General features: G+C 61.6%; 19 protein-coding genes and 3 pseudogenes. 9 read left to right on the plus strand and 13 right to left on the minus strand.

What is annotated here, in order from left to right; all coding sequences use genetic code 11:
- Positions 1–192: 192 nt before the first annotated feature.
- The 4 genes and pseudogenes from GKZ68_RS08535 (at position 193) to GKZ68_RS08550 (ending at position 4,321) form a co-directional block, all read left to right on the plus strand.
- Positions 193–878: pseudogene (locus GKZ68_RS08535) on the plus strand (IS5 family transposase).
- 531 nt (positions 879–1,409) lie between these two features.
- A complete protein-coding gene (locus GKZ68_RS08540) occupies positions 1,410–2,000 on the plus strand; it encodes a TMEM175 family protein (RefSeq protein ID WP_173113257.1) in 591 nt (196 codons plus the stop codon).
- 277 nt (positions 2,001–2,277) lie between these two features.
- Positions 2,278–3,807 (plus strand): M28 family metallopeptidase, encoded by a 1,530-nt coding sequence (locus tag GKZ68_RS08545; RefSeq protein WP_173113260.1) that lies wholly within the window; start codon positions 2,278–2,280, stop codon positions 3,805–3,807.
- A gap of 103 nt (positions 3,808–3,910) precedes the next feature.
- Complete coding sequence (locus GKZ68_RS08550; protein ID WP_217275343.1) at positions 3,911–4,321, plus strand: VOC family protein; 411 nt, start codon at positions 3,911–3,913, stop codon at positions 4,319–4,321.
- A gap of 173 nt (positions 4,322–4,494) precedes the next feature.
- On the opposite strand, the gene GKZ68_RS08555 is transcribed toward GKZ68_RS08550, so the two are convergent.
- The 4 genes and pseudogenes from GKZ68_RS08555 to GKZ68_RS21675 all read right to left on the minus strand — a co-directional run.
- Positions 4,495–5,286, minus strand: a complete 792-nt coding sequence (locus tag GKZ68_RS08555; protein WP_173113263.1) for an NIPSNAP family protein — start codon at positions 5,284–5,286, stop codon at positions 4,495–4,497.
- Between the two features lie 81 nt (positions 5,287–5,367).
- Entirely contained in the window at positions 5,368–8,016 is a 2,649-nt protein-coding gene (locus tag GKZ68_RS08560) for a polynucleotide kinase-phosphatase (protein WP_173113266.1), read from the minus strand.
- A gap of 601 nt (positions 8,017–8,617) precedes the next feature.
- Positions 8,618–9,184 carry a methyltransferase gene (locus tag GKZ68_RS21670; protein WP_217275344.1) on the minus strand — a complete coding sequence of 189 codons (567 nt, stop codon included), beginning with the start codon at positions 9,182–9,184 and terminating at the stop codon, positions 8,618–8,620.
- A gap of 278 nt (positions 9,185–9,462) precedes the next feature.
- Positions 9,463–10,170: pseudogene (locus tag GKZ68_RS21675) on the minus strand (3' terminal RNA ribose 2'-O-methyltransferase Hen1); the annotation flags it as partial.
- Positions 10,171–10,345: 175 nt separating this feature from the next.
- Here GKZ68_RS21675 and GKZ68_RS08570 point away from each other — a divergent pair.
- Positions 10,346–11,851 (plus strand): PD40 domain-containing protein, encoded by a 1,506-nt coding sequence (locus tag GKZ68_RS08570; RefSeq protein WP_173113269.1) that lies wholly within the window; start codon positions 10,346–10,348, stop codon positions 11,849–11,851.
- A 189-nt stretch (positions 11,852–12,040) separates the two neighbouring features.
- The gene (locus GKZ68_RS08575) at positions 12,041–12,679 is read left to right on the plus strand and encodes a hypothetical protein (RefSeq protein WP_173113272.1); all 639 of its coding nucleotides are present in this window, start codon (positions 12,041–12,043) and stop codon (positions 12,677–12,679) included.
- 17 nt (positions 12,680–12,696) lie between these two features.
- Here GKZ68_RS08575 and GKZ68_RS08580 read toward each other — a convergent pair whose 3' ends face one another.
- The 5 genes from GKZ68_RS08580 to GKZ68_RS08595 form a co-directional block, all read right to left on the minus strand.
- Positions 12,697–14,163, minus strand: coding sequence for a GH1 family beta-glucosidase (locus GKZ68_RS08580; protein ID WP_173113275.1), 1,467 nt, complete (start codon positions 14,161–14,163; stop codon positions 12,697–12,699).
- A 141-nt stretch (positions 14,164–14,304) separates the two neighbouring features.
- Positions 14,305–15,327 carry a glycosyltransferase family protein gene (locus GKZ68_RS08585; protein WP_173113278.1) on the minus strand — a complete coding sequence of 341 codons (1,023 nt, stop codon included), beginning with the start codon at positions 15,325–15,327 and terminating at the stop codon, positions 14,305–14,307.
- A 77-nt stretch (positions 15,328–15,404) separates the two neighbouring features.
- On the minus strand, positions 15,405–15,611 hold the full coding sequence (locus tag GKZ68_RS21680; protein ID WP_217275345.1) for a hypothetical protein: 207 nt from the start codon (positions 15,609–15,611) through the stop codon (positions 15,405–15,407).
- Between the two features lie 5 nt (positions 15,612–15,616).
- Complete coding sequence (locus GKZ68_RS08590; RefSeq protein WP_217275346.1) at positions 15,617–16,291, minus strand: UDP-2,3-diacylglucosamine diphosphatase; 675 nt, start codon at positions 16,289–16,291, stop codon at positions 15,617–15,619.
- Positions 16,288–16,533, minus strand: coding sequence for a hypothetical protein (locus GKZ68_RS08595; protein WP_173113281.1), 246 nt, complete (start codon positions 16,531–16,533; stop codon positions 16,288–16,290). The genes GKZ68_RS08590 and GKZ68_RS08595 overlap by 4 nt, the downstream gene beginning before the upstream one ends.
- A gap of 175 nt (positions 16,534–16,708) precedes the next feature.
- Between GKZ68_RS08595 and GKZ68_RS08600 the strand changes: the two genes are divergently transcribed.
- Complete coding sequence (locus tag GKZ68_RS08600; RefSeq protein WP_173113284.1) at positions 16,709–17,281, plus strand: hypothetical protein; 573 nt, start codon at positions 16,709–16,711, stop codon at positions 17,279–17,281.
- Positions 17,282–17,360: 79 nt separating this feature from the next.
- Here the strand turns inward: GKZ68_RS08600 and GKZ68_RS08605 are convergent, their stop codons facing one another.
- Positions 17,361–17,879, minus strand: a complete 519-nt coding sequence (locus GKZ68_RS08605; protein WP_173113287.1) for an NUDIX domain-containing protein — start codon at positions 17,877–17,879, stop codon at positions 17,361–17,363.
- Positions 17,880–18,087: 208 nt separating this feature from the next.
- On the opposite strand from GKZ68_RS08605, the gene GKZ68_RS08610 reads away from it, so the two are divergent.
- Both GKZ68_RS08610 and GKZ68_RS08615 read left to right on the plus strand, forming a co-directional pair.
- Positions 18,088–19,533 (plus strand): DEAD/DEAH box helicase, encoded by a 1,446-nt coding sequence (locus GKZ68_RS08610; RefSeq protein ID WP_173113290.1) that lies wholly within the window; start codon positions 18,088–18,090, stop codon positions 19,531–19,533.
- 198 nt (positions 19,534–19,731) lie between these two features.
- Complete coding sequence (locus GKZ68_RS08615; protein ID WP_173113293.1) at positions 19,732–20,211, plus strand: hypothetical protein; 480 nt, start codon at positions 19,732–19,734, stop codon at positions 20,209–20,211.
- 106 nt (positions 20,212–20,317) lie between these two features.
- On the opposite strand, the gene GKZ68_RS08620 is transcribed toward GKZ68_RS08615, so the two are convergent.
- The 3 genes and pseudogenes from GKZ68_RS08620 to GKZ68_RS08630 all read right to left on the minus strand — a co-directional run bounded on the left by GKZ68_RS08620 (position 20,318) and on the right by GKZ68_RS08630 (position 24,232).
- Positions 20,318–20,494 carry a hypothetical protein gene (locus tag GKZ68_RS08620; protein ID WP_173113297.1) on the minus strand — a complete coding sequence of 59 codons (177 nt, stop codon included), beginning with the start codon at positions 20,492–20,494 and terminating at the stop codon, positions 20,318–20,320.
- Positions 20,495–22,011: 1,517 nt separating this feature from the next.
- Positions 22,012–22,176 (minus strand): annotated as a pseudogene (locus tag GKZ68_RS22655) (helix-turn-helix domain-containing protein); the annotation flags it as partial.
- A 295-nt stretch (positions 22,177–22,471) separates the two neighbouring features.
- Entirely contained in the window at positions 22,472–24,232 is a 1,761-nt protein-coding gene (locus tag GKZ68_RS08630; RefSeq protein ID WP_173113302.1) for a murein L,D-transpeptidase, read from the minus strand.
- Between the last annotated feature and the right edge of the window lie 45 nt (positions 24,233–24,277).

Consider the following 24,277-nt stretch of genomic DNA (forward strand, 5'->3'; position numbering starts at 1 on the left):
CTTGCTGGCTAGATTATAAAAAACGCCGCCCTGGCAACGGGGCGGCGTTTTTTATGCAGCTATCGCTAGCTTTGGTCGTGTTTGCACTAGGTTGTACGGACAATTATCTTTGCGTTCGTGAGCAATCTGGATGAAATCAGTGACCGTGCTTGGACCGCTTTGGCCCCACATTTATCGGGCAAAGCGGGCGACGTGGGCCGAACAGGCGTCGATAACCGACTCTTTCTCAACGCCGTGTTCTGGGTGGCGCGCCACGGCTGCGCCTGGCGTGCACTGCCGGCCCGCTTTGGCAAACACGACACGTTGCGCAAACGCAGCCGGCGCTGGGCCCAAAAAGGCATTTGGCAACGCTTGTTCGAAGCCGTGCAGGAACCAGACCTGGATTGGGTGATGCTTGATTCGACCGTGGTGCGGGCCCACGCGCAGGCGGCGGGCAGCCGAAAAAAAGCCGCGTCGGCGACGAAGCCCTCGGCCGCAGCCGCGGCGGGCTGACGACCAAAATCCACGCCCTCGTCGACGCGCTGGGTAACCCGTTGCGCGTGGTGCTCGGTCCCGGCCAGCAAGCCGATTGTCGACGCGTAGCGGAACTGCTGCCGGCCGCTGAGGGTACCAGCAACGTGCTGGCAGACAAAGCCTACGATACGGACGCCGTACTCGCCAGCGTGGCCGCCCTCGGTGCCCAAGCGGTGATTCCCAGCAAAAAGAACCGCCTCGTCCAACGCGTGATTGACCGAAATCTGTACCGCGACCGCAACAAAGTCGAGCGCTTTTTTAGTCGCCTCAAGCAGTTTCGCCGGCTGGCCACGCGCTATGATAAAACGGCCAGCAGCTTCTTAGGAATGGTGCATTTCATCTCAGCACTCTTGTGGCTTCGCTAATTGTCCGTGCAACCTAGTTCTTTTTCTATTCTTTAGCATTGTTCTTGCTGCTACGTTAGCGTTTAAAGCATTAGTTGCTCGCCACATTGGCAATGATGTAATGCGCATCGTAGCGATAGGCTTATTCTTTATCGCAGTGCTAATTGGAGGAGCTTGGGTGAGTATGAATTAACTCTTCGCGGCTATTTTTTACACTCCGACCACGACGCACGCTAGTAACGGCAGCTATTATTTCACCCAGCAAGAATACGGTTTTGTTACGATGACGTCGAGCGGCTACAACCTGACGTTTTACCGGCAACGGCCATTCTGGCTTGACCAAGAAATAGGCAAGGTGCAACTGGAGTGCGCAGGCAGTGAAGCTGTGCAAGCCACGCTTGCGCCAGCGCGCAACGGCTACTTCCGGCTGCGCATCGCCGCCGATAACCAAGAGCGGTTAGACACGACCCTCAGGTCTGGGGTGTTATTTAATTTTCGGCGCACCTTTGAGAATCATACCCTTGACTTTTCCAAGCGTCACTAGCTCACCCCATGCACAAAACCCGCCTCGAAGCGTTTAGCGACGGTGTGCTCGCCATTATCCTCACCATTATGGTGCTGGAGTTGAAGGTGCCGCACGGCGACAACCTGGCGGCGCTGCGGCCGCTGCTGCCCGTGTTTCTGAGCTACGTGCTGAGCTTTGTGTACGTCGGCATTTACTGGAATAATCACCACCACCTACTCAGCAGCGCCCGGCAAATTAGTGGGGGCGTGCTGTGGGCCAACCTACACCTACTGTTCTGGCTGTCGCTCACGCCGTTTGCCACCGGCTGGATGGGCGAAAATCACTTTGCCCCGGCCACGCTGGCCGTGTATGGCGGGGTGCTGCTAGGGTCGGCCATCGCGTATTTTGTGCTGCAAAACTGCCTTATCGCCGTTAATGGCGGCCCCGCCTCGCCGCTGGCCCACGCCGTGGGGCACGACTGGAAAGGCAAGCTTTCGCCGGTACTTTACCTGGTGGGCATCGTGAGCAGCTTCTGGCTGCCGTGGCTGGCGGGCGCGGCCTACGTGGGCGTGGCGCTGCTCTGGCTGGTGCCCGACCCACGTATTGAGCGCACATTAGCGCGGGAAAAACCAGAATAGGCGCGGTGCAGCGTGACGTGGCTAGCAGTACCTTGGGGCACCGTTAGCGCCCTGGGTTGGGCGCGGCGCTTATTACTCGCATGTCTTTGATTTATCGCGCCGCCGGCGCTATTAGCCTGTTGGGTTTGGCGCTGGCCGGCTGCCAGTCGGCCAAGCCCACCGCTACCCTAGCCACTGCGCCGCCCCCCCGGCCGCGGCCCCTACCCCCCCTGCACCGGCCGATGCCATCACGGCGGCCGATATCAGCGGCTATCTGCAAGCCGTATCGTCGGATGAGATGCTAGGCCGCAAGCCATTTACGGCGGGCGAGGAGCGCGTTACTGACTACTTGGCGGCGCAGTTTAAAACGCTAGGATTGTTACCAGTACCCGAGAGCCTTGATAGCAATATTCTTCGGGAGCAGGTTAAAGTCAGCTATTTCCAGCCGGTGCCGATGGTGGAAATCAGCGTCAACCCCGCGACTACCATGCAGATTTTAGGCAAAGGCCAAAAGCTGAGCCTGAATTATAAAGCCGACTACGTGGTATTCAGCCAGCGCGAGCAGCCCACGGTTGCGGTGCAAAACTCGCCGTTGGTATTTGCCGGCTACGGCGTGGTGGCGCCCGAATACGGCTGGGACGACTACGCCGGCCTCGACGTGAAGGGCAAAACCGTGGTGGTGCTCGTGAACGACCCCGGCAACGCCGGCCAGGACACCACGATGTTCAAGGGCAAGGCCATGACCTATTACGGCCGCTGGACCTACAAATACCAGGAAGCCGCCCGCCACGGCGCCGCCGGCCTGCTCATCGTGCACGACACCCAACCGGCCGCCTACCCCTGGAGCGTGGTGCTCAGCGGCGCGCTCGGTCCCAAGCTGCGCCCCCAAACCGCCGACCACGGCGCCAGCAAGTGCGCCCTCGAAGGCTGGCTGACCTTGGACGCGGCCAAACGCCTCTTCGCCGCCGCCGGCCAGAACTACGACGCCCTCTACGCCGCCGCCAACCGGCGCGGCTTTCGCGCCCGCCCGCTAGGCCTCACCCTCAGCACCAGCCTGCGGCAGAAGCTGCGCAGCCAGACTTCCAAAAACGTGCTGGCCGTGCTGCCCGGCACTACCAATGCCGGCGAGTACGTCATTTACTCGGCGCACTGGGACCACTTCGGCGTGGGCAAAGTCATTGCCGGCGACTCTATTTACAACGGCGCCGTAGACGATGGCACCGGGCTAGCCGCGCTGCTCAGCATCGCCAAGGCGTTTAAAAACGCGCCTGAAAAGCCGGCCCGCAGCATCGTTTTCCTGGCCGTAACGGGCGAAGAGCAGGGCTTACTAGGGTCAAATTATTATGCCCAGCACCCAGCCTTTCCGCTGGCTAAGACCGTGGCCGACCTCAACATGGATATGCTCTGGCCCTACGGCCGCATGAAGGACCTCACCGTTATCGGCTACGGGCAGTCGGAACTGGAAGACTACGCCCGTGCCGCCGCCCGCGAGCAGGACCGCTACCTGCTGCCCGACCAGACGCCCGAAACCGGCATGTTTTACCGCTCCGACCACTTCAGCTTTGCCCACGTGGGCGTGCCCTCGCTCTACGCCAGCGGCGGCTTCGAAAGCCGCAGCCAGGGCAAGGAATACATTGCCGAAAAGCGCCGGGCCTATACCACCACTATGTACCACAAGCCCGCCGACCAATTTGACCCTGGCTGGGACCTCAGCGGTGTGGCCCAGGATGCACAGCTGTATTTCCGCGTGGGCCAGCGGCTAGCTGGCGAAACCACGTTTCCTCAGTGGCGTGCCGGCTCGGAATTTAAATCGGCGCGCTCGAAATAATTACGGCATCCCACTCAAAATTAACTAAGCAGCCTCCTTATCTTTCCTATTCCCACCCATGAAAAAATACTTGTCGTTTTGCATAATTACTTTCTTAGTAATTATGACCACTGCCAAAAATTCGTTTGCGCAAGGCCCGGTCATGCTCAACCACATCGCACTCTACGTGGTGGACTTGCAGAAGAGTGCTGATTTTTATAAAAACGTGCTGCTGCTACCCGAAATACCCGAGCCTTTTAAGGATGGCAAGCACGTGTGGCTACGCATCGGGCCGCACAGCCAACTGCATATTATTCAAGGTAATAAAGCGCAGGAACACGATATTAATACGCACTTAGCATTTAGCGTAAAGGACTTATCGAAATTTATGGCGCACCTCGATAAGCTAGGCGTACACTACGGCAGCTGGAAAAGCGAGCCGGGCAAAATCACGCCCCGCCCCGACGGGGTGAAACAGATTTATTTACAGGACCCCGATAATTTTTGGCTGGAGGTAAATGACGATAAATTTTGAGTGTCGATAAGTAAGGCTGCCAAACTGCCTGATACTGAAACGTCCGTCCTGCTGAGCTTGTCGAAGCATCTTGTCCGCGCCGTTGGGTTTACTACCCTAGCGGTGTGGGCAAGATGCTTCGGCAAGCTCAGCAGGACGGACGTTTAGGGTTTTAATTACCCTACTTCAATTAATTATAAATCCGAATAATCGGCTGGGCGCAAAAACGTGATATCGATGTGCGACACGTTATTTTGATATTCGGGCTGGCTTGATAATTTCTTCCATTCGGGGTCGGCACCGAAGGCTTTCCAGTGGGCTTCGCGGTCGGCCATAGTAGCAAAAGAGGTCATGTACATGAGGTTCGGCATTTTTGGGCCGAATAATACCTCGCTGTAAAAAATACCGTTGAAGCCTAGGCGGTTGAATAAATTGATTTCGCCGCCGGCATTAAACATCTGCACTTTATTGCGGAATATTTTTTCGCTGGCCCCTTCGTAGCTGCGCAGCTCGTACACACGCGCATTTTTAGGCGTGCTAAGCTTGGGCGCAGTCAGGGTTTTCATCTCGTCAAAGGCTTTAAGAAGAATAGTTTCCTGGCGGGTATACGCGGGATTATTGTACGCCGTATTTTCGTAGGCGCCACCGGCAGCCTGCAGTTTGGCCGAGGTTTCCCGGTCTATTTTTTCCCATTGTTTGAGGGAGGTGAACGGCGTAAATACATACACGCGCCTATCAGCGGCCGTGTCGTTGCCAAGGGGTTTAAATACGCCGATGGTGGCAATACCGGCGGCGTGCAGCGCGGGCAGATACTGCCGCTGCAAGAAGCTATCAATGCGGACCTCCTGGCGGCTGGTTTTCAGGTGATATACTTTGAGGGCAAAGTAAGTGGGGCGCTCGGCCGCGGGAGCCGCGGCGCGGCTGGCACTGGCTAGCCAGAGGCCCAGGCCAGCCGCCAGGATGGGCGCGAAGAATTGTTTTTGCATGGGTAGGAAAAAGAATAAAGCAAGGGCAAAGAATCAACACCGGGCCCGCCGGAATATCCTACGGGCCCGGTGCCCGCGCGGCTACAAGCGCGGGTCAATCGGCTCGCTTTCGAGGGCCAGCACCCCGAATACGCACTGGTGCACCAGGCGCAGCGGCTGGCTGGCCACGAAGCGTTCGAGGCCTTCGACCCCGAGCGCAAACTCGCGCAGGGCCAGGTTGCGCTTGGCTTTCACGTTGCGCTGGCGCAGACGCTCCAAGTTGCCATCAAGCAGATAATCAGGCCCGTAGATGATGCGCAGGTACTCGCGGCCGCGGCACTTGAGGGCGGGCTGGATGAGCGAGCGGCCGGTTGTGGGGATGAAGTCGTAGGGCTTCACCACCATGCCTTCGCCCCCGCCGGCGGTGAGGGCTAGCCACCAGTCGGTGGCCGCTTCAATTTCAGCGGGATTAGCAAGGTCGACTACGTGGTAGGGCGTGGCGCGCAGCAGGCCGGGGGCGGCGAGGCTAAGGGCGCGCAGGGTTTCCATGTGCCAGGCGTGGTCGCGGTCGAAGTACGTTTTGCCCTCGGTGGCGAGCAGGTGGAAGGGCGCCAGCTTGAGGTCGGCGAGCGACTGCACGGGCCAGCAGTAGCGGCGGTAGGCGTCGGCATAGGCAGTGGCGGCCTCACGGCGGGCGCTGGTGCGGGCCAGCAGCTCGGCCGCGCCGGCCAGGCCCCTGGCGGTGGCGGTGGCTAGGGCCGCTTCGACCTGGGGCAAGGCGGCCGTGGCGGCGGCGGCTACGGCGGCGTACTGGCTTCTGACCAACTCCTGGGCCTTGGCCGACCACGGCAGCAGCTCGGCATCGAGGCACACCCAGTCAGTGCCGAATTTCTCCCAGAAGCCGGCCGCCGTGAGGGCATCGCGCAGGCGGGTGAGAAATTCAGCTTCCAACTCGCTATCGGTGAAAAAGTTGCGGCCGGTGCGGGTGTAGCATTTACCCAGACCCTCGCCCACTACCCCTAGCCGGCGCTGGATGGCGGCTTCGTCGCGGCCCAGCACCACCACCACGCGGCTGCCCATGTGCTTTTCCTCGCACACCACGCGCGCCACGCCCTGGCGCTGGTAGTAGGCAAAGGCTTCGGCGGGGTGTTCGAGCAGGTCGGGCAGCTCCGAAGTTTCGGTGGGCGACATGGTGGGCGGCAGGTAGAGCAGCCACTTGGGGTTGAGGGCGAAGCGCGACATCACCTCCAGGGCGGCCACGGCGTTTTCCTCGCGCACCGTCACGGTATTGAGCAAGCGCGTGTTGATGAGCTGCTTGCCGGTCACGTCGCGAATATCGAGCAGGTCATCGTGCTGCTGGGCGGTGGCGCCGGGCGTCGACTCGGCGCCGGCAACTGCATCGCCGGGTAAGCTGCTGGGCCGGTGCGGGTTGTAGTGCAGCGGGCGGCTGGGCTCGGCGTACACCTGATGGGCGGGCACCGTCACGAGGGCGCGCTCGGGGTAGCGCAGGGCGGTGAGGCGGCCGCCAAACACGCAGCCGGTATCAATGTCGATGGTGTTGTTGAGCCATTCGGGCTCGGGCACGGGCGTGTGGCCGTACACCACCATGGCCCGGCCCCGGTACTCGCTGGCCCAGTGGTAGCGCACGGGCAGGCCAAATTCGTCGGTTTCGCCGGTGGTTTCGCCAAACAGCGCGAAGCTGCGCACCGCCCCCGAGCCCCGGCCCTGCATTTCCTCAATGAGGCCGGCGTGGGCCACCACCAGCCGGCTGCCGTCGAGCACGTAGTGGCTCACCAGCTTATCCAGAAACAGCCGCACCTGCTCCTTAAAGGCGGGCGTTTCAGGTTCGAGCTGGGCGATGGTTTCGGCCAGGCCGTGGGTGTGCGACACGTTTTTGCCGTTGAGGTAGCGCAGCAACTTCATGTCGTGGTTGCCGGGCACGCACAGGGCCAGGCCGTCGCGCACCATGCTCATTACCAGACGCAACACTTGCGGCGAGGCAGGGCCGCGGTCCACGAGGTCGCCCAGGAAAATGACTTTGCGGCTAGGGTCAGCTTCGCGCTCGGCCCGCACTACCCGCACGCCCAAATCGCGCGCATCCTGCACCGGCTCTTCCTCCACCCGGTACCCTAGCTGGCCCAGCAGTTCGCACAACTCAGTGTAACAGCCGTGCACATCGCCGATGATGTCGAAGGGGCCGGTTTCCTGCTGGCGGTTGTTGTGCAGCGGGTCGCGCGCTATCGCCCGCACGGCGTCGATTTCCTCCACCCCGCGCAGGTGGAAGATGTGCCGAAAGCCCTCGGCTTTCAGCGTGCGCAGGCTCTGGCGCAACAGGCGGCGGTGGCCCGCAATAACGTGGGGCTTGAGACCGGCGCGGTCGGGGCGCTGGCGATTGCGGTCGGCGGCCACGCTCTCGGGCACGTCGAGCACGATGGCCACCGGCAGGCAGTGGTACTGCCGGGCCAGCGCCACGAAGGCCTTGCGGTCTTCGGCGCGCACGTTGGTGGCATCGACGACCGTGAGGCGGCCGCGCTTGAGGCGCTTGGCTACCCAGTAGTACAGCAGGTCGAAGGCGTCGTTGGTGGCGTCGAGGCTGTTTTCATCATCCGATACCAGGCCCCGGCAGGTATCCGACGACACCACTTCGGTGGGCTTGAACAGGCGCCGCGCAAACGTGGACTTGCCCGCGCCCGTGCTGCCAATGAGTAGCACCAGCGAAAGTTCGGGGAGTTTCAAGGTATCTTGGGGCATAAATAGTTAAGAAGTAATCAGGTAGGAATGGAAACTATAGCCTCCAGGTATCATGCGCCAGCTACAGTGCGCCAGTCTTATATGACTGAATTTGACGTAGAGTGTCCGAAATGTCAGCGTCAAGCGGTTATTACGGCTGGCAACCCTTATTTTTTTAATAATGCTCGATTAAATTGTAGCCATTGCGGTCATTTGGAAAATTCAAATAACTTGGTCAGATACAAAGTCTCCGTCAGAAGGAATTGTGACACATGTGGCAAACTCATTAGCAAAGTAATTCCGCACTCTAAAGAGCCAGTAGATGCCTTTGCTATTCCGTGCCCAATATGTGGTGAGGTGAGGATTTATAAACCTAGAAATGAGCCTTACACTCAGCCTTACAATGACCCTAACGATGGTTTAGCACCCATTTTTGGCTTGTCTTTATGGCTACAAGGAAGTGTTCGAGGTAATTTATTTTGGGCTTATAACAGACAGCATCTACACGCTATCAAAGAATACGTGGGCGCAAAACTTCGGGAGCGACAGACTACCACGCATACTACAATGGTGGAGAAATTGCCCCACTTTATTAAGGATGCTAAAAATCGCGAGACAATTCTTAAGCTGATTGAGAAGTTGGAGCGGAAGTAGGCTGCTGCGTAAACACCGCCAGCTGCGAAGGCGCCCCCACCCCCTCCACTTCCTCGCCCATGCTCACCAGCCGCACCTGATACCCGTGGCGCTCGGCCACGCCGGCGGCCCAGGCAGAGAACTCGGCGCGGCTCCACTCGAAGCGGTGGTCAGCGTGGCGGAAGGTGCCGGCCGAGAGGCGTTCGTAGACTTGGTTGTACTCCGCGTTAGGGGTCGTGACGAACACGTGCGCCGGGCGCGCGTGGCCAAACACTACGGCTTCGAGGGCCACGAGGCGGCTAGGGTCGAGGTGCTCGATGACTTCGACCAGCGCCGCCGCGTCGAAGCCCGTGAGGCGGTCGTCCTTGTACAAGAGCGAGCCCTGGATAAGGTCAAGGCGGGCGCGCTGGCGCGGGGGCATCTCGGCCAAATGCAGGCGCTGGGCGGCGCGGGCCAGCGCCTGGTGCGATACATCCATGCCCAGGATGTACTCGATTTTAGGCTGGCGCAGCAGCAAGCGCAGGAGCTTGCCCTCGCCGCAGCCCAGGTCGAGCACGCGCTGGGGGCTAGCTGGTAGATTTCGTGGGCCACCTGCTGGAGGCGCTGGTCGTGGAGGGAAGTTTTTTCGGCCTTGGGTTGGTCGCCCTCCGCGGGCACCTCACCCCCTGGCGGCACCTCACCCCCTGACCCCCTCTCCAAAAAAGATGGGGCACCGGTCATGCTCCCGGCAATTGCGTCAGGCTCCCCCTCTCTTTTGGAGAGGCGGTCGGGGGGTGAGGTTTCGTTGGCCGGGTCGTTTAGTTCATCCCCTTCCAGCAGCCTGGCCAGCGCGGGGTTTACGTAGAGGGCGCGGTAGCGCAGGTAGCGGCGGGTGATGAAGCCGCGCTCGGGATGGCGGGGTAGCCAGTCGCCGCCGCGGTGCAGCAGCTTTTCGGCTTCGTTCTGGTCTACGTAGTAGTGCTTGTCGTTGTCGAGCACCGGCAGCAGCACGTAGAGGTGCGTGAGCACGTCTTGCAGGCGCAGGCCGGTGTGGCGCAGGTGCAGGGTATAGTAGCCGCTGTCGCCCCAGGCGGGCTGGGTGGGGTCGAGCGGGTAGGCTTCGGTTGCGACCTCATACCCGAGCGGCTCGAAGAGGCGGCGGGGCCAGTCGGGACCGGGGGCCGAGACTACGGCCACCGTCACGGCCAGCGGCAGGGCCTTGGCGGGCAGGGCGGGGCGGTCCTTACAGGTGCCGTTCATGGCGGTGCCAAAGGCTTTGCTCAGGGCCACGCTCAGGAAGGACGAGGCCACGTAAGGGCGGTCGTTCACGTATTCCTGCAAGGAAAAGCCTTCGCCGCCGCGCTCGCCGCGGCCGCGCACCAGCCCGATGGGGTCGAGGTCGAGCAGCAGGGCGGCGGTGCAGCGCCCGGCCGTGGCTTCGGGGTAAAACACGTGGGCCTGGCCACCGGTGATTTCCACGCTTTGCAGGCGGGCGGGGTTTTTATGGAGCAGGTAGCCCAGGTCGGTGGCGGGCTGGTGGGTGGTCGAAATCGTGAGCAGCATGGGCAGAAGCGCGGGGCGGAAGCCCGAAAGTAGCACGGCCGCTCGCGTCGAGGCTAGCCAGCCTTATTAACCCGCTGGGCCGCCGCCCGTATGGCCTAGCCAGCCGAAGGCCGGGCGCTTACCTTCGCTAGCCCGACAGCCACTCCGCCCACTCTTTTTCCCACCCGCCCGCCGCATGAAATTCCGCGTGCTCCTTCTCTTTTTACTAGGCTACCTTGCCACCGGCAGCCCCGTCTTTGCCCAGCAGCTAGGCATTTTTGATGGCCAGCAGGATGTGGGGGCCACCGCCCGGCCAGGCACCGCGACCTACCTGCCCGGCACCCAGCAGTACGTGGTGACGGGCGCCGGCGCCAACATCTGGGCTGACCACGACGAGTTTCACTACGTCTATAAAAAGCTGACCGGCGACTTTATTCTCTACGCCCGCGCCGGCCTGGTGGGCTGGCGCGGCGCCGAAGCCCACCGCAAAATGGGCTGGATGGTGCGCCAAAGCCTGGCCCCCAATTCGCCCCAGGTGAGCGCGGCCGAGCACGGCGACGGCCTCACTTCGCTGCAATACCGCAAGTCGGCCGGCGCTACCACCGAGGAGACCCGCGCCGCCATCACGCAGGCCGACGTCATTCAGCTGGAGCGCACGGGCACCACCTACACCATGCGGGTGGCGCAGTTTGGCCAGCCCTTTGAGGTGGTGCAGGTGGCTAATGTAGACCTGGGCCGGGAAGTGTACGTGGGGTTGTTCGTGTGCGCGCACAACGCCGACGTGACCGAAACGGCCGTGTTTCGCGATGTGCGCCTAGCCGCGCCCGCGCCCGCCGGCCTGGTCGCCTACCAACAATACCTGGGCAGCCACCTGGAGCTACTCGACGTGGCTTCCGGCAGCCGCGAAATCATCTATTCGGTCCCCAACTCCATTCAGGCGCCCAACTGGCGGCCCGATGGCAAGAGCCTGATTTACAACAGTGACGGCCTCATGTACAACTTCGACCTGGCCACCCGGCAGCCGGCCATGCTGCCCACCGGCGACGTTAAAAACAATAACAACGACCACGTGCTGGCTTTCGGCGGCAAGATGCTGGGCCTGAGCAGCGGCGTCGATAAGCTCGGCGGCTCCATTGTCTACACGGTGCCGGCTAGTGGCGGCACGCCCCGCCAGATTACGCCGCGCGGCCCCTCCTACCTGCACAGCTGGTCGCCCGATGGCAAGGCGCTGCTCTTTACCGGCCAGCGCAACAACGACTTCGACATCTACCGCGTGCCAGCCAGTGGCGGCAAGGAAGTGCGCCTTACCACCGCCCAGGGCCTCGACGACGGCGCCGAATACACGCCCGATGGCCAGTACATTTACTTTAACTCGGCCCGCACCGGCACCATGCAAATCTGGCGCATGCGGCCCGATGGCAGCCAGCAGGAAGCCGTGACGACCGGCGAGTTCAATGACTGGTTTCCGCACATTTCGCCCGATGGCAAGTCGCTAGTTTTTCTCTCCTTTTTAAAGGATGAAGTTGCCGCGAGCGACCACCCTTTTTACAAGCACGTGTACCTGCGGCTGATGCCCATTAGCGGCGGCCAGCCCAAAATCATTGCCTACGTCTACGGCGGCCAGGGTACCATCAATACGCCCTCGTGGTCGCCCGACAGCAAGCGCGTGGCTTTCATCAGCAACAGCGGGCCGCTCAACTAACACCCGCTGGCGGACGCCCATTTGAGCCATAATGCGGCCGCAACCAGGGAATAAAAAAGAAGCGTCCGACCAGGCTGGCCCGGCAAGTCCCGCTGAAAGGAGCCGGGCGCCACATGCTAGCCCGCGCCGCGCCCGAACTTTGCCGCCCCGCCCCTAACCCGGCGTTCTGTTTTTCCAGCGTTTTTTCCCGTGTCCGCTATTTCTGCCCCTACTACCCCGGCGCTGCCCACCGCGGCCGATTTTGCCAGCTTCTACCTCTACGGCCTCACCAACCAGCCCTACCAGCAATCGGCCGACCTCGAAAAATTTGGGCAGCTCTATACGCTCGTCATCGGCAACCACGGCGGGGCTAGCCTCAGCAGTTCGTTTCACCCCTACCAGCTCGTGAGCGAGGCGGGCCTCACGGTGTGGTACACGGCCTACGCGCAGCTCTACGCCCAGCCCAACCGGGCGGCGCTCTTCGGGGCGATGGCCGATGAGCAGGCGCGCTTCGTGGTGGCGCCGCCGGCCTCGTTCGCCGAGTTTCACGTGTGGCCCGATACGCGGCTGACTAGCGCGGAAAACCCGGTTTTCAGCCACTACATCCCGTTTGTGCTGCCTTTTTTGGTGCGCAAAGGCCCCGCCCCGCTGCGCTGGGACGCCGAAGTTGCGGCCGCCGACGGTAACCCCGCCCGCCTCCAGCCCTACCTCGCCGCCGTGAACGAAGCCACCAAATTTGTGCAGCCCGCGCCGGCCTTCGTGCTCGGCTTCGGCGAGTTTGACGAGCAGCAGCCCGAGCGCCTCATCGGGCGGTTTATGGACGTGCGGGCTACGCTGTTGACGCGCTGAGCAACTTGTAGCGCGGACTACAAAGTTTGCGCTACTGCCTGCACGGGCCCCACCTCTACCCTGGCGCCGGCCAGAAACTCGCCGTACCAGCGGCCCGAGTCTTTCACGGTACGCTCCTGGGTTTCGTAATCGACGTGCACCAGGCCGAAGCGCGGCCGGTAGCCCTCGGCCCACTCGAAGTTGTCGGTGAAGCTCCACGGAAAATAGCCATTGACCCGGATGCCCTCGCGGCGGGCGCGCAACACCTGCCCGATGGCCGCCTGGAGGTAGGCTAGCCGGGCGGCATCGGGCACGCGGCCGCCGGCCGGCTGGTCGGCAAAGGCCGCGCCCGATTCCGTGATAACCAGCTCGGGCGCGCCGGGGTAGGCGGCGTACTGTTTTAGCATCTGGTAAACCGATTCGGGATAGACTTCCCAGCCCATTTCGGTGGTGGGCACGCCGCGCTTGGCGGCCGGCACCAGCGCCGCGCCGATGAGCGGCAGCCAGGGGGCAGCGCGCACCACCTCACGAGTGTAGTTCTGCACGCCCCAGAAATCGAAGGCGAACTTCTGGCGCTCGGCGTCGCCGGGCTTGTGGTAGCGGCGCAGCAGCCAGCCCAGCGTGGGCAGCTCGGCCGTGGGGTAGCCCAGGCCCAGCGCGGGCTCCACAAAAAAGCGGTTGAGCACCGCATCGACGCGGCGCGCGGCGGCCTCGCTGGGGCCGTGGCCCGGTCGGGCGGGCGCCACGTAGGAGCACGAAAACGTGGTGCCGATGCGCGCCGCGCCCGGCAGCGCCGCCCGCAGCGCCCGGCCGCCCTCGGCCTGGGCGAGGGTGGCGTGGTGGGCCGCCGCCAGAAAGCCCGGCAGGCTGCGCCGCCCCGGCGCGTGAATACCCAGCGCATGCCCCGCACCCACGAACACCATCGGCTCGTTGAGCACCATCCAGTGCGCCACGCGGTCGCCGAGGCGGCGGGCCAGCACCTGGGCGTAGTCGGCCAGCCAATCGACCACGGCGCGGTTGGCCCAGCCGCCGCGCTGCTGTAAGGCCAGCGGCAAATCCCAGTGGTACACCGTGAGCCAGGGGCGCAGGTCGCGCTCCAGGCAGGCATCCACGAGGCGGTCGTAGAAATCGAGCCCGCGCCGGTTCACGGCGCCCACGCCCTCGGGCAGCACCCTAGCCCAGGACGCGGAAAAGCGAAAATCAGTGAGCCCCAGGCCCTGGGCCAGGTCTAAATCCTGCTCGTAGCGGGTAAAAAAATCGGTACCCACCCGCGCGTGCTCACCCCGCGCAATGGCCTTGGGCCGGCGCGTAAACTCATCCCAGATGCTCGGGCCCTTGCCCTGCTGCTGCCAGGCGCCCTCCACCTGGTAGGCCGCGCAGGCCGCGCCCCAGTGAAAATCGGGTCCAAAATCGGCCCGGGCGTAGGTAGCGGGCGTAGTGGCCGGGAAAAAGGCCGGCGGCAGCGCCAGCGGGCGCTGAATAGTCAGAATAGAATCGTCGGGCATCAAACTACTAGCATACAGGCAGAAGCGCAACCTTGCGCGCCCCTTTGTTGAACAGCTCACCGGGAGCCGCTAAATCTAACTAACACTCCTGGGCGCAGGGCAAACAACGCCGCGCCGCAAAGAGTGGCGGCGCTACCCTGGCTAGGCCATTTTTTTCAGTCCCAGCTGCTCGGCCAGCAGCTGGTCGAGCACCGCGCCGGTGCGGTCGGGGTAGTCTACGGCTACCGGCTGGCCGCGGTGCAGCCAGTCGTCGAGGTAGTCGAGGTGCTTGTCTTTGAGGCCCCGTACCACGGGCACGCCCATTTCGGCCAGGGCGGCGGCGTTGCACTGCTGCTCGTATTGCTGCTTCATGGGCACCACGGCCAGCTTTTTGCCCAGGTACAGCGTTTCGGCGGGCGTTTCGAAGCCGGCGCCGCAGAGCACGCCGTGGGCATGGGCCAGGCTTTGCAGAAAGTCGCCGCCGCTCACCGGCCACACCCGCACGTTGCCGTGCACGGCGGGGTGCTGGCTATGCTTCGAAAACACCTCCCAGCGCACCTTGCGGCTCAGATGGCGCAGGCGCTTCACCAGCGTTTCCTCGTCAAAGGCCGGCAGGTATACCGTGTAGTGTCCCTCGTCGGCCGGCGTCAGCTCGCGCACCTGCTGCCGGATAACGGGCGTGCTGATGCCCGGCGCATATTCTTGGAAATGAAACCCATACTGCGCCGTGCTGGGGGCGTAGTGGCGCAGCACGGCCCGGCCGGCGGGGTCCTCGCGGGCGGGGCGCGGGGCGGCGGGGTGCAGCACAGCGCTTTGGTGGCTCAGGGCCACGCAGGGGCGGTGGCGCAGCCGGCAGGCCCAGGCCGAAACCGGCTCAAAGTCATTGAGCACCAAATCATAGTGCTCGACGGGCAAGTGGCGAATGTCGTGCACGAACTCCGCCGAGTTGAACTGCCGGAAAGTCTTCACGAAGTTGATGCCGCCTTTCTTACCAAACAAAAAGCCCATGCCCCCCACCCGGTAGCGCACCGCAAAAGGCAACGGCAGGTCGGCGGGCGGGCCGCTCACCAGCAGGTCGAGCTGGCCGCCCAGCGCTGCTACGCGGGCTTGCAACAGGGGCACCACGTCGAGGGCGCGCATGAGGTGGCCATTGCCGGTGCCCTGAATGGCGTAGAGAATGTTCATGCTTCGGTGAGGTAAGAGGTAGGAATGAGGCAGTAAGAATTACCACGCGCAATTCTTACTGCCTCATTCCTACCTCTTCATTTTAACTTAAACTCGGCCAGCAGCCCCGCGAGCAGCGCGGCGGGCGCGGCATCGGCGGCTAGCTCGTCGGCTTCGGGCGCCTCGGTAGCGGCGCCGGGCTGGGCCAGCATGCGCGGGTCGTCGGCGTAGCGGTAGAGGGTCCAGCCAGCCTCGGCAGTGTATTCGAGGGCGGTGAGGTTTTCAACCCAGTCGCCCGAATTCAAATAAGTTACTTCCCCTGCGGCGTGGCCAGGGTCTTGATTTCGGGCTGGTGAATGTGGCCGCAGGCCACGTAGCGGTAGCCCTGGTCGGCGGCAATGGTAGCGGCCGTCTGCTCGAAGTCGCTGACCAGACTCACGGCGCTTTTCACCCGGTTTTTCACGGCCTTCGACAGGGCCACCTTGGGCCGGCCTAGCTTTTGCAAGCCAAAATTAACCAGCCGGTTAAGCAAAATCAGCAGGTCGTAGCCCTTGCCGCCGAGCTTGGCTAGCCAGCGCGCGTGCCGCATACTCACGTCGAATACGTCGCCGTGAAACAGCCAGGTGCGGCCGTGGGGCAGGTCGAGCACCAGCTTGTTATCGAGCTGAAAATGACCCAGCTTGAGGCCCGCAAACTTGCGCAGCAGCTCGTCGTGGTTGCCGGTGAGGTAGTAGATGCGAGTACCCTTGGCCGCTAGCCCCGCCAGGTAGCGCACCACCCGCATGTGCGAAGCTGGCCAGTAATTCTTCGAAAACTGCCAGATATCAACAATATCGCCGTTGAGCACCAGCAATTTGGGCTTGATACTCTTGAGGTAGCGCAGCAGCTCGGGCGCGTGGCAGCCGTAGGTGCCCAGGTGCACGTCGCTGATTACGGCCACCGCCAGGCGACGCTTTTTGGGTGGGCGCGGGGCTGGGGTACTCATGCGGCAGAAGAATAAGGCAGCCGGGGGTAGCTCGGGCACAAACGCGGCTTGGGGCGGCGCGGCTTGGTCGGCGGGCCGTGGCTAGGGTCGCGCGCGACCGCGCCGCCCAGGGCCGGGCGCAGGCTGCGCCGCAGCCACCACCCCAGCGCCAGCCACCAGCCCAGCGCCACCAGCCACCGCAGCCCCGCGCTAGTCGGCTGCCAGTCCAATAAGAAACGCCTGGTTTCCGCGAGTTTTAGCATGCCTCAAAGCTCGTGGCGGTATATAAAGCCGACGTTACGGGCGCGTTACATTTCCGTCACTATTCGGGCCAGAAGGCATTATCGGCGGGAAAATACCGGGCATTTGCGCTGGCCTGCCGTTCTTTGTACCGAGCGTTCTGCTGCGCTATTCAGGTTACTTTATTTTCTTACAAAAATGCAATTTTCTACTACGCTACGCACCGGTTTGATTTTCGCCCTGCTAGGGGTAGCGGCGGCGCACGCCCAAAGCCCCGCTGGCCCGGCCCGCAAGCGCTACCTCTTTGCCCAGAAAAATCCCGAATGCCCGGTAGTGGCTAATATTACCAAAAACACCGACGAAGATGCCGACATCACGGGTACCTACACCCACGTGTGCTACCGCTCGGCGGAGGAAATGCAGGCCGAAATCAGCGAGCTGCGCAAGATTCACGACTGGGCCGACTCGACCTACCAGCGTCGGCTAAGGGCCGTACCGGCCGGCGGGGCGCTAGTGCTCGACATTCGCCGCCAGGGCGCCAAAAACGCCGACCCGTCGCTGCTTACCCTTTCGGCCCGCACCAAGGATGGCAAGGAGGTTTTCGCGACCACGCCCAAGCCCGGCACGGGCCGCTTCTACGGCCGCGACCTGTACCAGAATCATCAGCTGGTGCCCTTCATTAAGCTCGACCCGGCCGCCGGTCCGCTCACGCTGGTGATAACCGACACGCGCCTGCGCCAGCAGTTTGAGTACCAACTGACGCCGCAGTAGGCCCATCTATTTGTTATTGCGAGCGCAACGCAGCGGAGCGCGGCAATGACGGGCGTTTTCTTAGGCTGCCACTACGTATTCATGGCTTATGCAGCTGCGCCCACTGCACGGCCAGCATCGTTTTGGCGTCCTGAATCTTCTCTTCGGCTAGCTGTTCGCGCGTGAGGTGGATGATTTCCAACTGCTCATGCTCTTCGGCTAGCCCGCCGCCGGGGCCAGTCTGGCGGCTCACCTCGGCGTAGTACACGGCAATGGTTTCGGCGCTGGTGCCGGGCGAGGGCCACATGGTCACAATCGCGGTCAGCTGGTCGATGTCGTAGCCCAGCTCTTCGTGAATTTCGCGGCGCACGGCCGCTTCGGGGCTTTCGCCCTGGTCAATCATGCCAGCCGCGATTTCCAGCAACTCGCGCTCGGCCCCCACCCGAAACTGCCGGGTAAACACGTACTGCTGCTGCTGGGTATCGAAGACGAGCGCGGCCACGGCGTGGCCGGGAGCAAACTGCTCGCGGGGTAATTCTTCGCCCTGTTGGGTTTTAACAGTGAGCTTGTTGAGCTTAAAATGGCCGTCGTAGGCGCGCTCGCGGTGAACTATCTGCATGGCTTGGAGATTTAAGCGGTACCTTTGCCGCCGAAGGCAGCCTGGCAATCGGACCAGCTGCTGGCCGTGCGTATACGGCTACTGGCCCGCCGCGTCGTGAGTTTGTGCGTGCGGCACGGGTTTTCCCCTTTTATTTTCCTGTATTTGCGAAGGCAGCCGATGGCCTCCGCCCCGGCCACCACCCACCGGGCGGGTGGCTCCCATCTTCATGACTTTTAACGACCTCAATTTGATTGAGCCCATCCTGCGCGCCCTGAGCGAGGAAGGCTACACCACCCCCACGCCCATTCAGCAGCAAGCCATTCCGCAGGTGCTCGAAGGCCACGACCTGCTGGGCGTGGCCCAGACCGGCACCGGCAAAACGGCCGCCTTTTCGGTGCCGATTCTGCAGATTCTGCACCAGACTGCCCTCACCCAGAAAACGGGCCAGGGCCCCAAGGGCCGCGTCCGCTGCCTCGTGCTCACGCCCACCCGCGAGCTGGCCATCCAGATTGGCGAGAGCTTTAAGGCCTACGGCCGCCACCTGCCGCAATTGCGCTCGACTGTTATCTTCGGCGGCGTGGGCCAGAACCCGCAGGTGCAAGCCTTGCAGCGCGGCGTCGAAATCCTGGTGGCCACGCCGGGCCGCCTGCTCGACCTCATGAACCAGGGCTACGTGCACCTGCAGCACCTCGAAGTATTTGTGCTCGACGAGGCCGACCGCATGCTCGACATGGGCTTCATCCACGACATCAAGCGCATTCTGCCCAAGCTGCCGGCCGGCCGCCAGAGCCTCTTTTTCTCGGCCACCATGCCGAACGTGATTAAGGAGCTGTCGGCCACCATCCTGCGCCCCAACCCGGTGCAGGTGGCCGTGACGCCCGTGTCGAGCACCGCCGACACGGTGACGCAGTCGGTGTTTCTGGTCGATAAAAACGACAAGCCGGCCCTGCTCCGCCACGTGCTCAAGGACCCCGCCATCAAGCGCGTGCTCGTCTTCACCCGCACCAAGCACGGCGCCAATAAGGTGACTGAAACGCTGGAGAAGGCTCAGATTACGGCCGAGGCCATCCACGGCAACAAAAGCCAGAACCACCGCCAGCGGGCGCTCAGCAACTTCAAGGCTGGCACCACCCGCGTGCTGGTGGCTACCGACATCGCCGCCCGCGGCATCGACGTGGATGAGCTGACCCACGTCATCAACTATGAAGTGCCTAACGAGCCCGAAACCTACGTGCACCGCATCGGCCGCACGGGCCGCGCCGGTGCCTTCGGCACCGCATTTACATTTGTAGAAGAAGAGGAGCGCGCCTATCTGCAAGACATTCAAAAGCTTATCCGCAAGCAGCTGGATGTGGATAAGGAGCATCCGTACTCCACCAATAGTGTAGCTCCGGTTTCGCTGCTGGGCAATGAGCGCATTGTCCGGCCCAAAGGCCCGGCTGGCCGCCCGCCCCGCGACGGGCGTGGTGGCAACGGGGGTGGCCAGGGCCGCAGCGGCGCCCCGCGCTCCAGCGGCAGTACCTCGGGCGGCGGGCGTAGCGAGCATCGCGGCGGCGGTCGGCCGCAGTCGGGCGGTGGCGAGCGCTCGGCTTCGGGGGGCGGCGGGCAGCGTAGCAGCCGGCCTTTCCAGGCGGGCCGCAGTGGCGGCGAAGGTGGCCGCCGGTCGAGCTAGCGCCCTTTCTGCCGCTATTAACCCTCGCTAGGGTATAATGGCCTAATGACCGGGCCTCCGGTATTCCGGTAGCGGCGCTTCATTAGAAGCGCCGCTACCGGAATATTTTTGCCCTGAGGAAACAAAAACCATTCGGGAAGGCTTCTCTGAGTGGTTATTTGTTACTAGTTTAACGCTGTTTTCCTGGCCCCTAGCATCATGACTTCCCGCGCTTCCCTTCCGCTTATTCAGGCCCTGCGCAACACGGCCCGCCGCTTGGCCGCCGAGGCTCCATATCAATGGGGCCACATGGGCAGCTGCAACTGCGGCCACCTGGCCCAAACCATCACGCGCCTCACCAAGGCCGAAATTCACGCCCAGGCCCTGCAACGCTACGGCGACTGGGAACGCCAGCTCGTGGACTACTGCCCCACTAGCGGCCTACCCTTCGACCAGACGATTGACGAAATGCTGGCGCTAGGCTTCTCGCGCGAAGACCTCACCCACCTCGAAAAGCTCGGCGACCCGGCCGTGCGCCACGCCATCCCATTTGAGCGCCGCAACGCCCTGCGCCACAACCAACGCGACGACGTGGTGCTCTACCTGCGCACCTGGGCCGACTTACTGGAGCAGCAAGTACTGGCAGGGCTTCCCCTACCCAGCCTAACCGAGCCAATGCTGGCTAGCCTGGACGCCTAGTTCCGTATTCTTTACCAAGCAAAAGCCCCGGCTACGCACGTTGCGTAGCCGGGGCTTTTGCTTGAAGCAGGTCGGTACTGGGAACAAAGTCAGTGCTGACCGATGCTTAATAGTTGACGTTGCTTCGCTGTGCCTCGCGGTACATCTCAGTGCGGTGCGCCCGCTTATAGGCAGCGTCGGCGTTGGGGTCTTTCTCCGCGTCGGGGGCCGTGGTGCAGGCAGCGGTCAGAAACAGGGCCGCGCTGGCGGCCAGCAGCAGGGAGTAGGTGCGCAAGCTTTTCATGCCGCGAAGGTAAGGCCCACCGGCCTTACGCAGAAAGCTATTTCCCGCATATTTCTCTAAAGTCTACCCGTTGCCTATCCCACTCTGGCCGCTGCCAGCCACCTTTTGCCTGCTTAGTTGGCGCTGCTCATTCGGATGCCAATACCCCGGAAGCCGCATTTACATTTGACAAATGGGGTCTCTGACCTTACTCAACCAGCCTGCGGGCGACCAGCTGCGCAGGCCAAATAAGTTGTCTTAAAGCCGCTAAAAAGCTAGCTGCACTAGCTGAGCCTAAAGGCGTTCCTAACTGCTACATCTCCCTGGCCAACCGTTCTCCTTTGGATGGACAGGCGCTCCTGGCCCCGAGCAGGTCTTTACCTTTTACGCTATAAGCTAGTGGCAATCCTTTTAGCACCGCTCCTCGTGTGCGTCAGCAATCAAACCGCAATCGCCTAACATGAATAAAAAAATAATGACGCCTTAAGCAATAAGGCCAAAAAACACTTCACAAATACTTGCATCTACTTAGTATTACTTCTTGAAAACAAGAGTTTTATGTGATTAAATTTTGCCTAATCAATCTTTCCGGACAATAAGGAAAAATAATTTTGCTTTTCCAATAAAATAACTCAAACCAATCGAGCCTTGCGAGTCACCTCTCAGCATTCAAAAAGCTGTTTAAAAGCCATCTCATTGAATCGATGTAAATTGCACTTTTACGGAAAGACAGCGGCAAATAAGATTAGCCTTCTGCCAGGAGGCTGGTAAGGCAGCTGCTGCTGACAACGAAAAGCTTTTTACTACCTGAATTAGCAGAAAGCGCAGATGCCACGCAACAGCATGGGTAGTTAGGCAACATCGCAACGCCCGCGAAACCTGGATAAGCACAGGTAATCGCGGGCGTTGGAGGTGGTGCGTTGCGGCTGATTATTCAGGCGCCACTTATCCGGTATCACTCCTTACTGCTCGGGCTGATAATCGGCAAAGGAACCATCGCGGTAAAAGATGACGATGCGCCGGATAGCCTTACCCGGCTCAGCCAGCAAAGGCAGCATAGCGGCTTCCGAGACGCTCGGCGTGGCACCTGCGGGGCTGGCTGCGAGTGCGGGTGGTGCAGCGGCTGGCATTGCTGCGGCTGTCAGTTCACCCGGCGGCAGCAACGGCTCAGCTTTTGGCGGCATAGCCCGGGCGGCCCGGAAGGGCTTGGGGGCGGGCGGGGCGGCAACCAGTGCCGGGCTGGCTAGGGGTGCCGCCCCTGCGGAAGCAGCAACCACAGTTGTGCCAGGAGTAGCAGGAAGCGTCGCGGGGCTACTATCTTCATTAGGCACCGGTACCGGTTCCGCAGCCGGAGCAGCAATTGCCGTTGGTACAGCAGCTACTACAGCTACTGGGGGTGCGGTTGCACTCGCTGATGAGGAAGTAGCGGGCTCTTCTGTCGCAACTGGTGGGCTAGCCGCCTCATTTGAAGCTATCGGGGGCACCCGGGCATTGGCAGCCAGCATCTCCCCGGTGCCACTGAGCAGCCAGGGCAATGCTATTTCCGGAAAAGCACTGATAATGCGCTGTACTACCTCCAAGCTGGGCTTGTTGCGCTCGCTTAAAATGTGGCTCACGACTGGCCGCCCCACCCCAATAAGGTCGGCAAATTGGGTTGGAGTAAGGTTTTTATGCTCTAACAGCTCTCTAATGCGGGTTACCATACAAAGTAAATGACTTCACAAATGTGCAAAGTAATTTATGAAACTGTGTTTTTCTTCGCTATTTACAAAAGTATTATTATTTTGCTTGTGTAGCTTACACTTGTATTCAATACTTAATTAGCACCTAATCTCCCTCGCCAAACTCATTCTAAATACAATTGTAACGCACAACTTAACCATGCCAGACCGGCTTGAATATTCTTTTGCCAGAAGCCCATTTATACAGAAAGCGGCCCTGCCAAGCTATGGCGGGGCCGCTTTTTTTGCACGTATCTACCGGCTGCCAGGGGCAACCCTAGTCGAAATACTCTTTGGCGAGTGATTTATCGTGGCCGTAGATGTCGTCGCGGAAGTGAGCGTGACCATCGGGGTCAGCCCAGGCGGTGAGGTACACCAAGTACACCGGCAGTTTTTCCTTGAGGGCAATGTACTTCTCGTGGCGCTGAGCAATGGAGTCCTCAATAACCGGCTGGCTCCAGCTGGGGTTGTTGCGCAGCAGGTAGGTAGCCAGCTTTACGGGTTCCTCTACCCGCACGCAGCCGTGGCTGAAATTGCGCTTGGTTTGCGAAAACAGCTCACCGTGGGGCGTATCGTGGAGGTAGATATCATTGGAGTTGGGGAAGATGAACTTCACCTCGCCCAGGTCGTTTTTGGGGCCGGGACGGCGGCGCACGGTATACTTAAAGTTATCCTGCGTCACACCGGCCCAGTCGATGGTAGTAGGGTCTACCACGGTGGCTTTGCGGCCGTAGCCCTTTACCACTTCCATGTCGAGGCGGTCGAGCGTGCCCTGGGGGTCAGCCTCCAGCTTGGGGCGCATTTCCTTATCGATAATGCTGTAGGGCACGTTCCAGTAGGGCGACAAAACTACATATTCCATTTTGTCGGAAAACACCGGCGTGGCAGTGAGCGTCTTGCCCACGATTACGCGCATGGTGAGAGCCTCCTTCCCTTGCTCATAGACCCGGAGCCGGTACTCGGGAATATTTACGATGAGGTAGTCGGGCTCAAACTTTTTGGGTAGCCAGCGCCAGCGCTCCATGTTCAGGATAACCTGATTGATACGCGCCTGAATGGGTACGTTGAGTTGGCGTAGGGTTTCACCGCTCACCAGCCCGGTGGGCGGCAGGCCCAGGTCGCGCTGAAAACTTTTCACGGCTTCGACCAGGATAGGGTCGTAGGTATTGGCGGCGGGCGAGGTTGTCACGTTGTTGACGGGCCGGGCAGCGGTGGCCACGGTGGCTGGCGCTTGGCCGGTAGCCTCGCCGCCCAGCAGGCGCTGGCGCAGCAAGCCCACCACGGGTAGCGTCTGGCCGGGCTTGAGATGCGTGGTGCCGGGCAGCGTGGGCCAGCCCCCGGCCGCCTGGCGGGCGCGCAGCAGGGCTAGCGCCTTCTTCAGGTTGGTGTACTCGGGGTGCAGCGGCGCGAAGTCGTAGTACGGATACGTGCTTTCGCGCTCCCGCAAAATGGTCATTAGCGCGTGGTCGAGCTTAATTTTATTGCGCTTGACTTTCCAGGCGTCGTTCTTGGTATCGCGGGGGTTAGCCACGCCGCGGTAGTAGTCCGAAGCCCAGGCGAAGTAGCTACCCGAGAGGGTCACGTCGAGCCTGCGCTCTAGCTGGTTACGGCGCGCAGTGTCCTGACCCAGGCTTTTGAGCTGGGCTAGCAAATTAGTTATCTGCCTGGTATCATACCGTTTAGGGTCGAGGCCATCCTCCTTTGCTTTACCTACGACGGTGAGAAAGGTGCTGGCCTGTGGCACGAGCTTATGCTGCCGAAACCACCCTAGCCGGAACTGCCGCTCGCGGTAAAACTTGCGGGCCCAGCGCTCCTGCGCCTTGAAGCGGGCATCGGCCTGCATGGTCCGGATAACGAAAACGCTGTCGAGGTGCGGCTCGGGGCCGCTGGTATTGCTGGTAACCGAAGTGCCGGCTTTAGAGCTGGCCTGGCTAGCCTGGTCGCCTTGGCCATTGCACGACACGAGCAGGCCGGGCAGACTAAGCAAGCCCAGGTAGAGGGCTAGTGATAAGAAATTAAGACGAAGCTTTAAGCGCATCAGGAGGGAAAAAATGGGCGGCGGGTAGCCGGGCGGCGAGTGCCG

It is taken from the genome of Hymenobacter sp. BRD128 (assembly GCF_013256625.1).
Lineage (GTDB): Bacteria > Bacteroidota > Bacteroidia > Cytophagales > Hymenobacteraceae > Hymenobacter.

Bases quoted from the DNA above. Each gene is read 5' to 3' on its own strand.
- GKZ68_RS08540 (WP_173113257.1), top strand. From the start codon at position 1,410: ATGCACAAAACCCGCCTCGAAGCGTTTAGCGACGGTGTGCTCGCCATT.
- GKZ68_RS08545 (WP_173113260.1), top strand. From the start codon at position 2,278: ATGCTAGGCCGCAAGCCATTTACGGCGGGCGAGGAGCGCGTTACTGAC.
- GKZ68_RS08550 (WP_217275343.1), top strand. From the start codon at position 3,911: ATGACCACTGCCAAAAATTCGTTTGCGCAAGGCCCGGTCATGCTCAAC.
- GKZ68_RS08555 (WP_173113263.1), bottom strand. From the start codon at position 5,286: ATGCAAAAACAATTCTTCGCGCCCATCCTGGCGGCTGGCCTGGGCCTC.
- GKZ68_RS08560 (WP_173113266.1), bottom strand. From the start codon at position 8,016: ATGCCCCAAGATACCTTGAAACTCCCCGAACTTTCGCTGGTGCTACTC.
- GKZ68_RS08570 (WP_173113269.1), top strand. From the start codon at position 10,346: ATGAAATTCCGCGTGCTCCTTCTCTTTTTACTAGGCTACCTTGCCACC.
- GKZ68_RS08580 (WP_173113275.1), bottom strand. From the start codon at position 14,163: ATGCCCGACGATTCTATTCTGACTATTCAGCGCCCGCTGGCGCTGCCG.
- GKZ68_RS08585 (WP_173113278.1), bottom strand. From the start codon at position 15,327: ATGAACATTCTCTACGCCATTCAGGGCACCGGCAATGGCCACCTCATG.
- GKZ68_RS08590 (WP_217275346.1), bottom strand. From the start codon at position 16,291: ATGAGTACCCCAGCCCCGCGCCCACCCAAAAAGCGTCGCCTGGCGGTG.
- GKZ68_RS08595 (WP_173113281.1), bottom strand. From the start codon at position 16,533: ATGCTAAAACTCGCGGAAACCAGGCGTTTCTTATTGGACTGGCAGCCG.
- GKZ68_RS08600 (WP_173113284.1), top strand. From the start codon at position 16,709: ATGCAATTTTCTACTACGCTACGCACCGGTTTGATTTTCGCCCTGCTA.
- GKZ68_RS08605 (WP_173113287.1), bottom strand. From the start codon at position 17,879: ATGCAGATAGTTCACCGCGAGCGCGCCTACGACGGCCATTTTAAGCTC.
- GKZ68_RS08610 (WP_173113290.1), top strand. From the start codon at position 18,088: ATGACTTTTAACGACCTCAATTTGATTGAGCCCATCCTGCGCGCCCTG.
- GKZ68_RS08615 (WP_173113293.1), top strand. From the start codon at position 19,732: ATGACTTCCCGCGCTTCCCTTCCGCTTATTCAGGCCCTGCGCAACACG.
- GKZ68_RS08620 (WP_173113297.1), bottom strand. From the start codon at position 20,494: ATGAAAAGCTTGCGCACCTACTCCCTGCTGCTGGCCGCCAGCGCGGCC.
- GKZ68_RS08630 (WP_173113302.1), bottom strand. From the start codon at position 24,232: ATGCGCTTAAAGCTTCGTCTTAATTTCTTATCACTAGCCCTCTACCTG.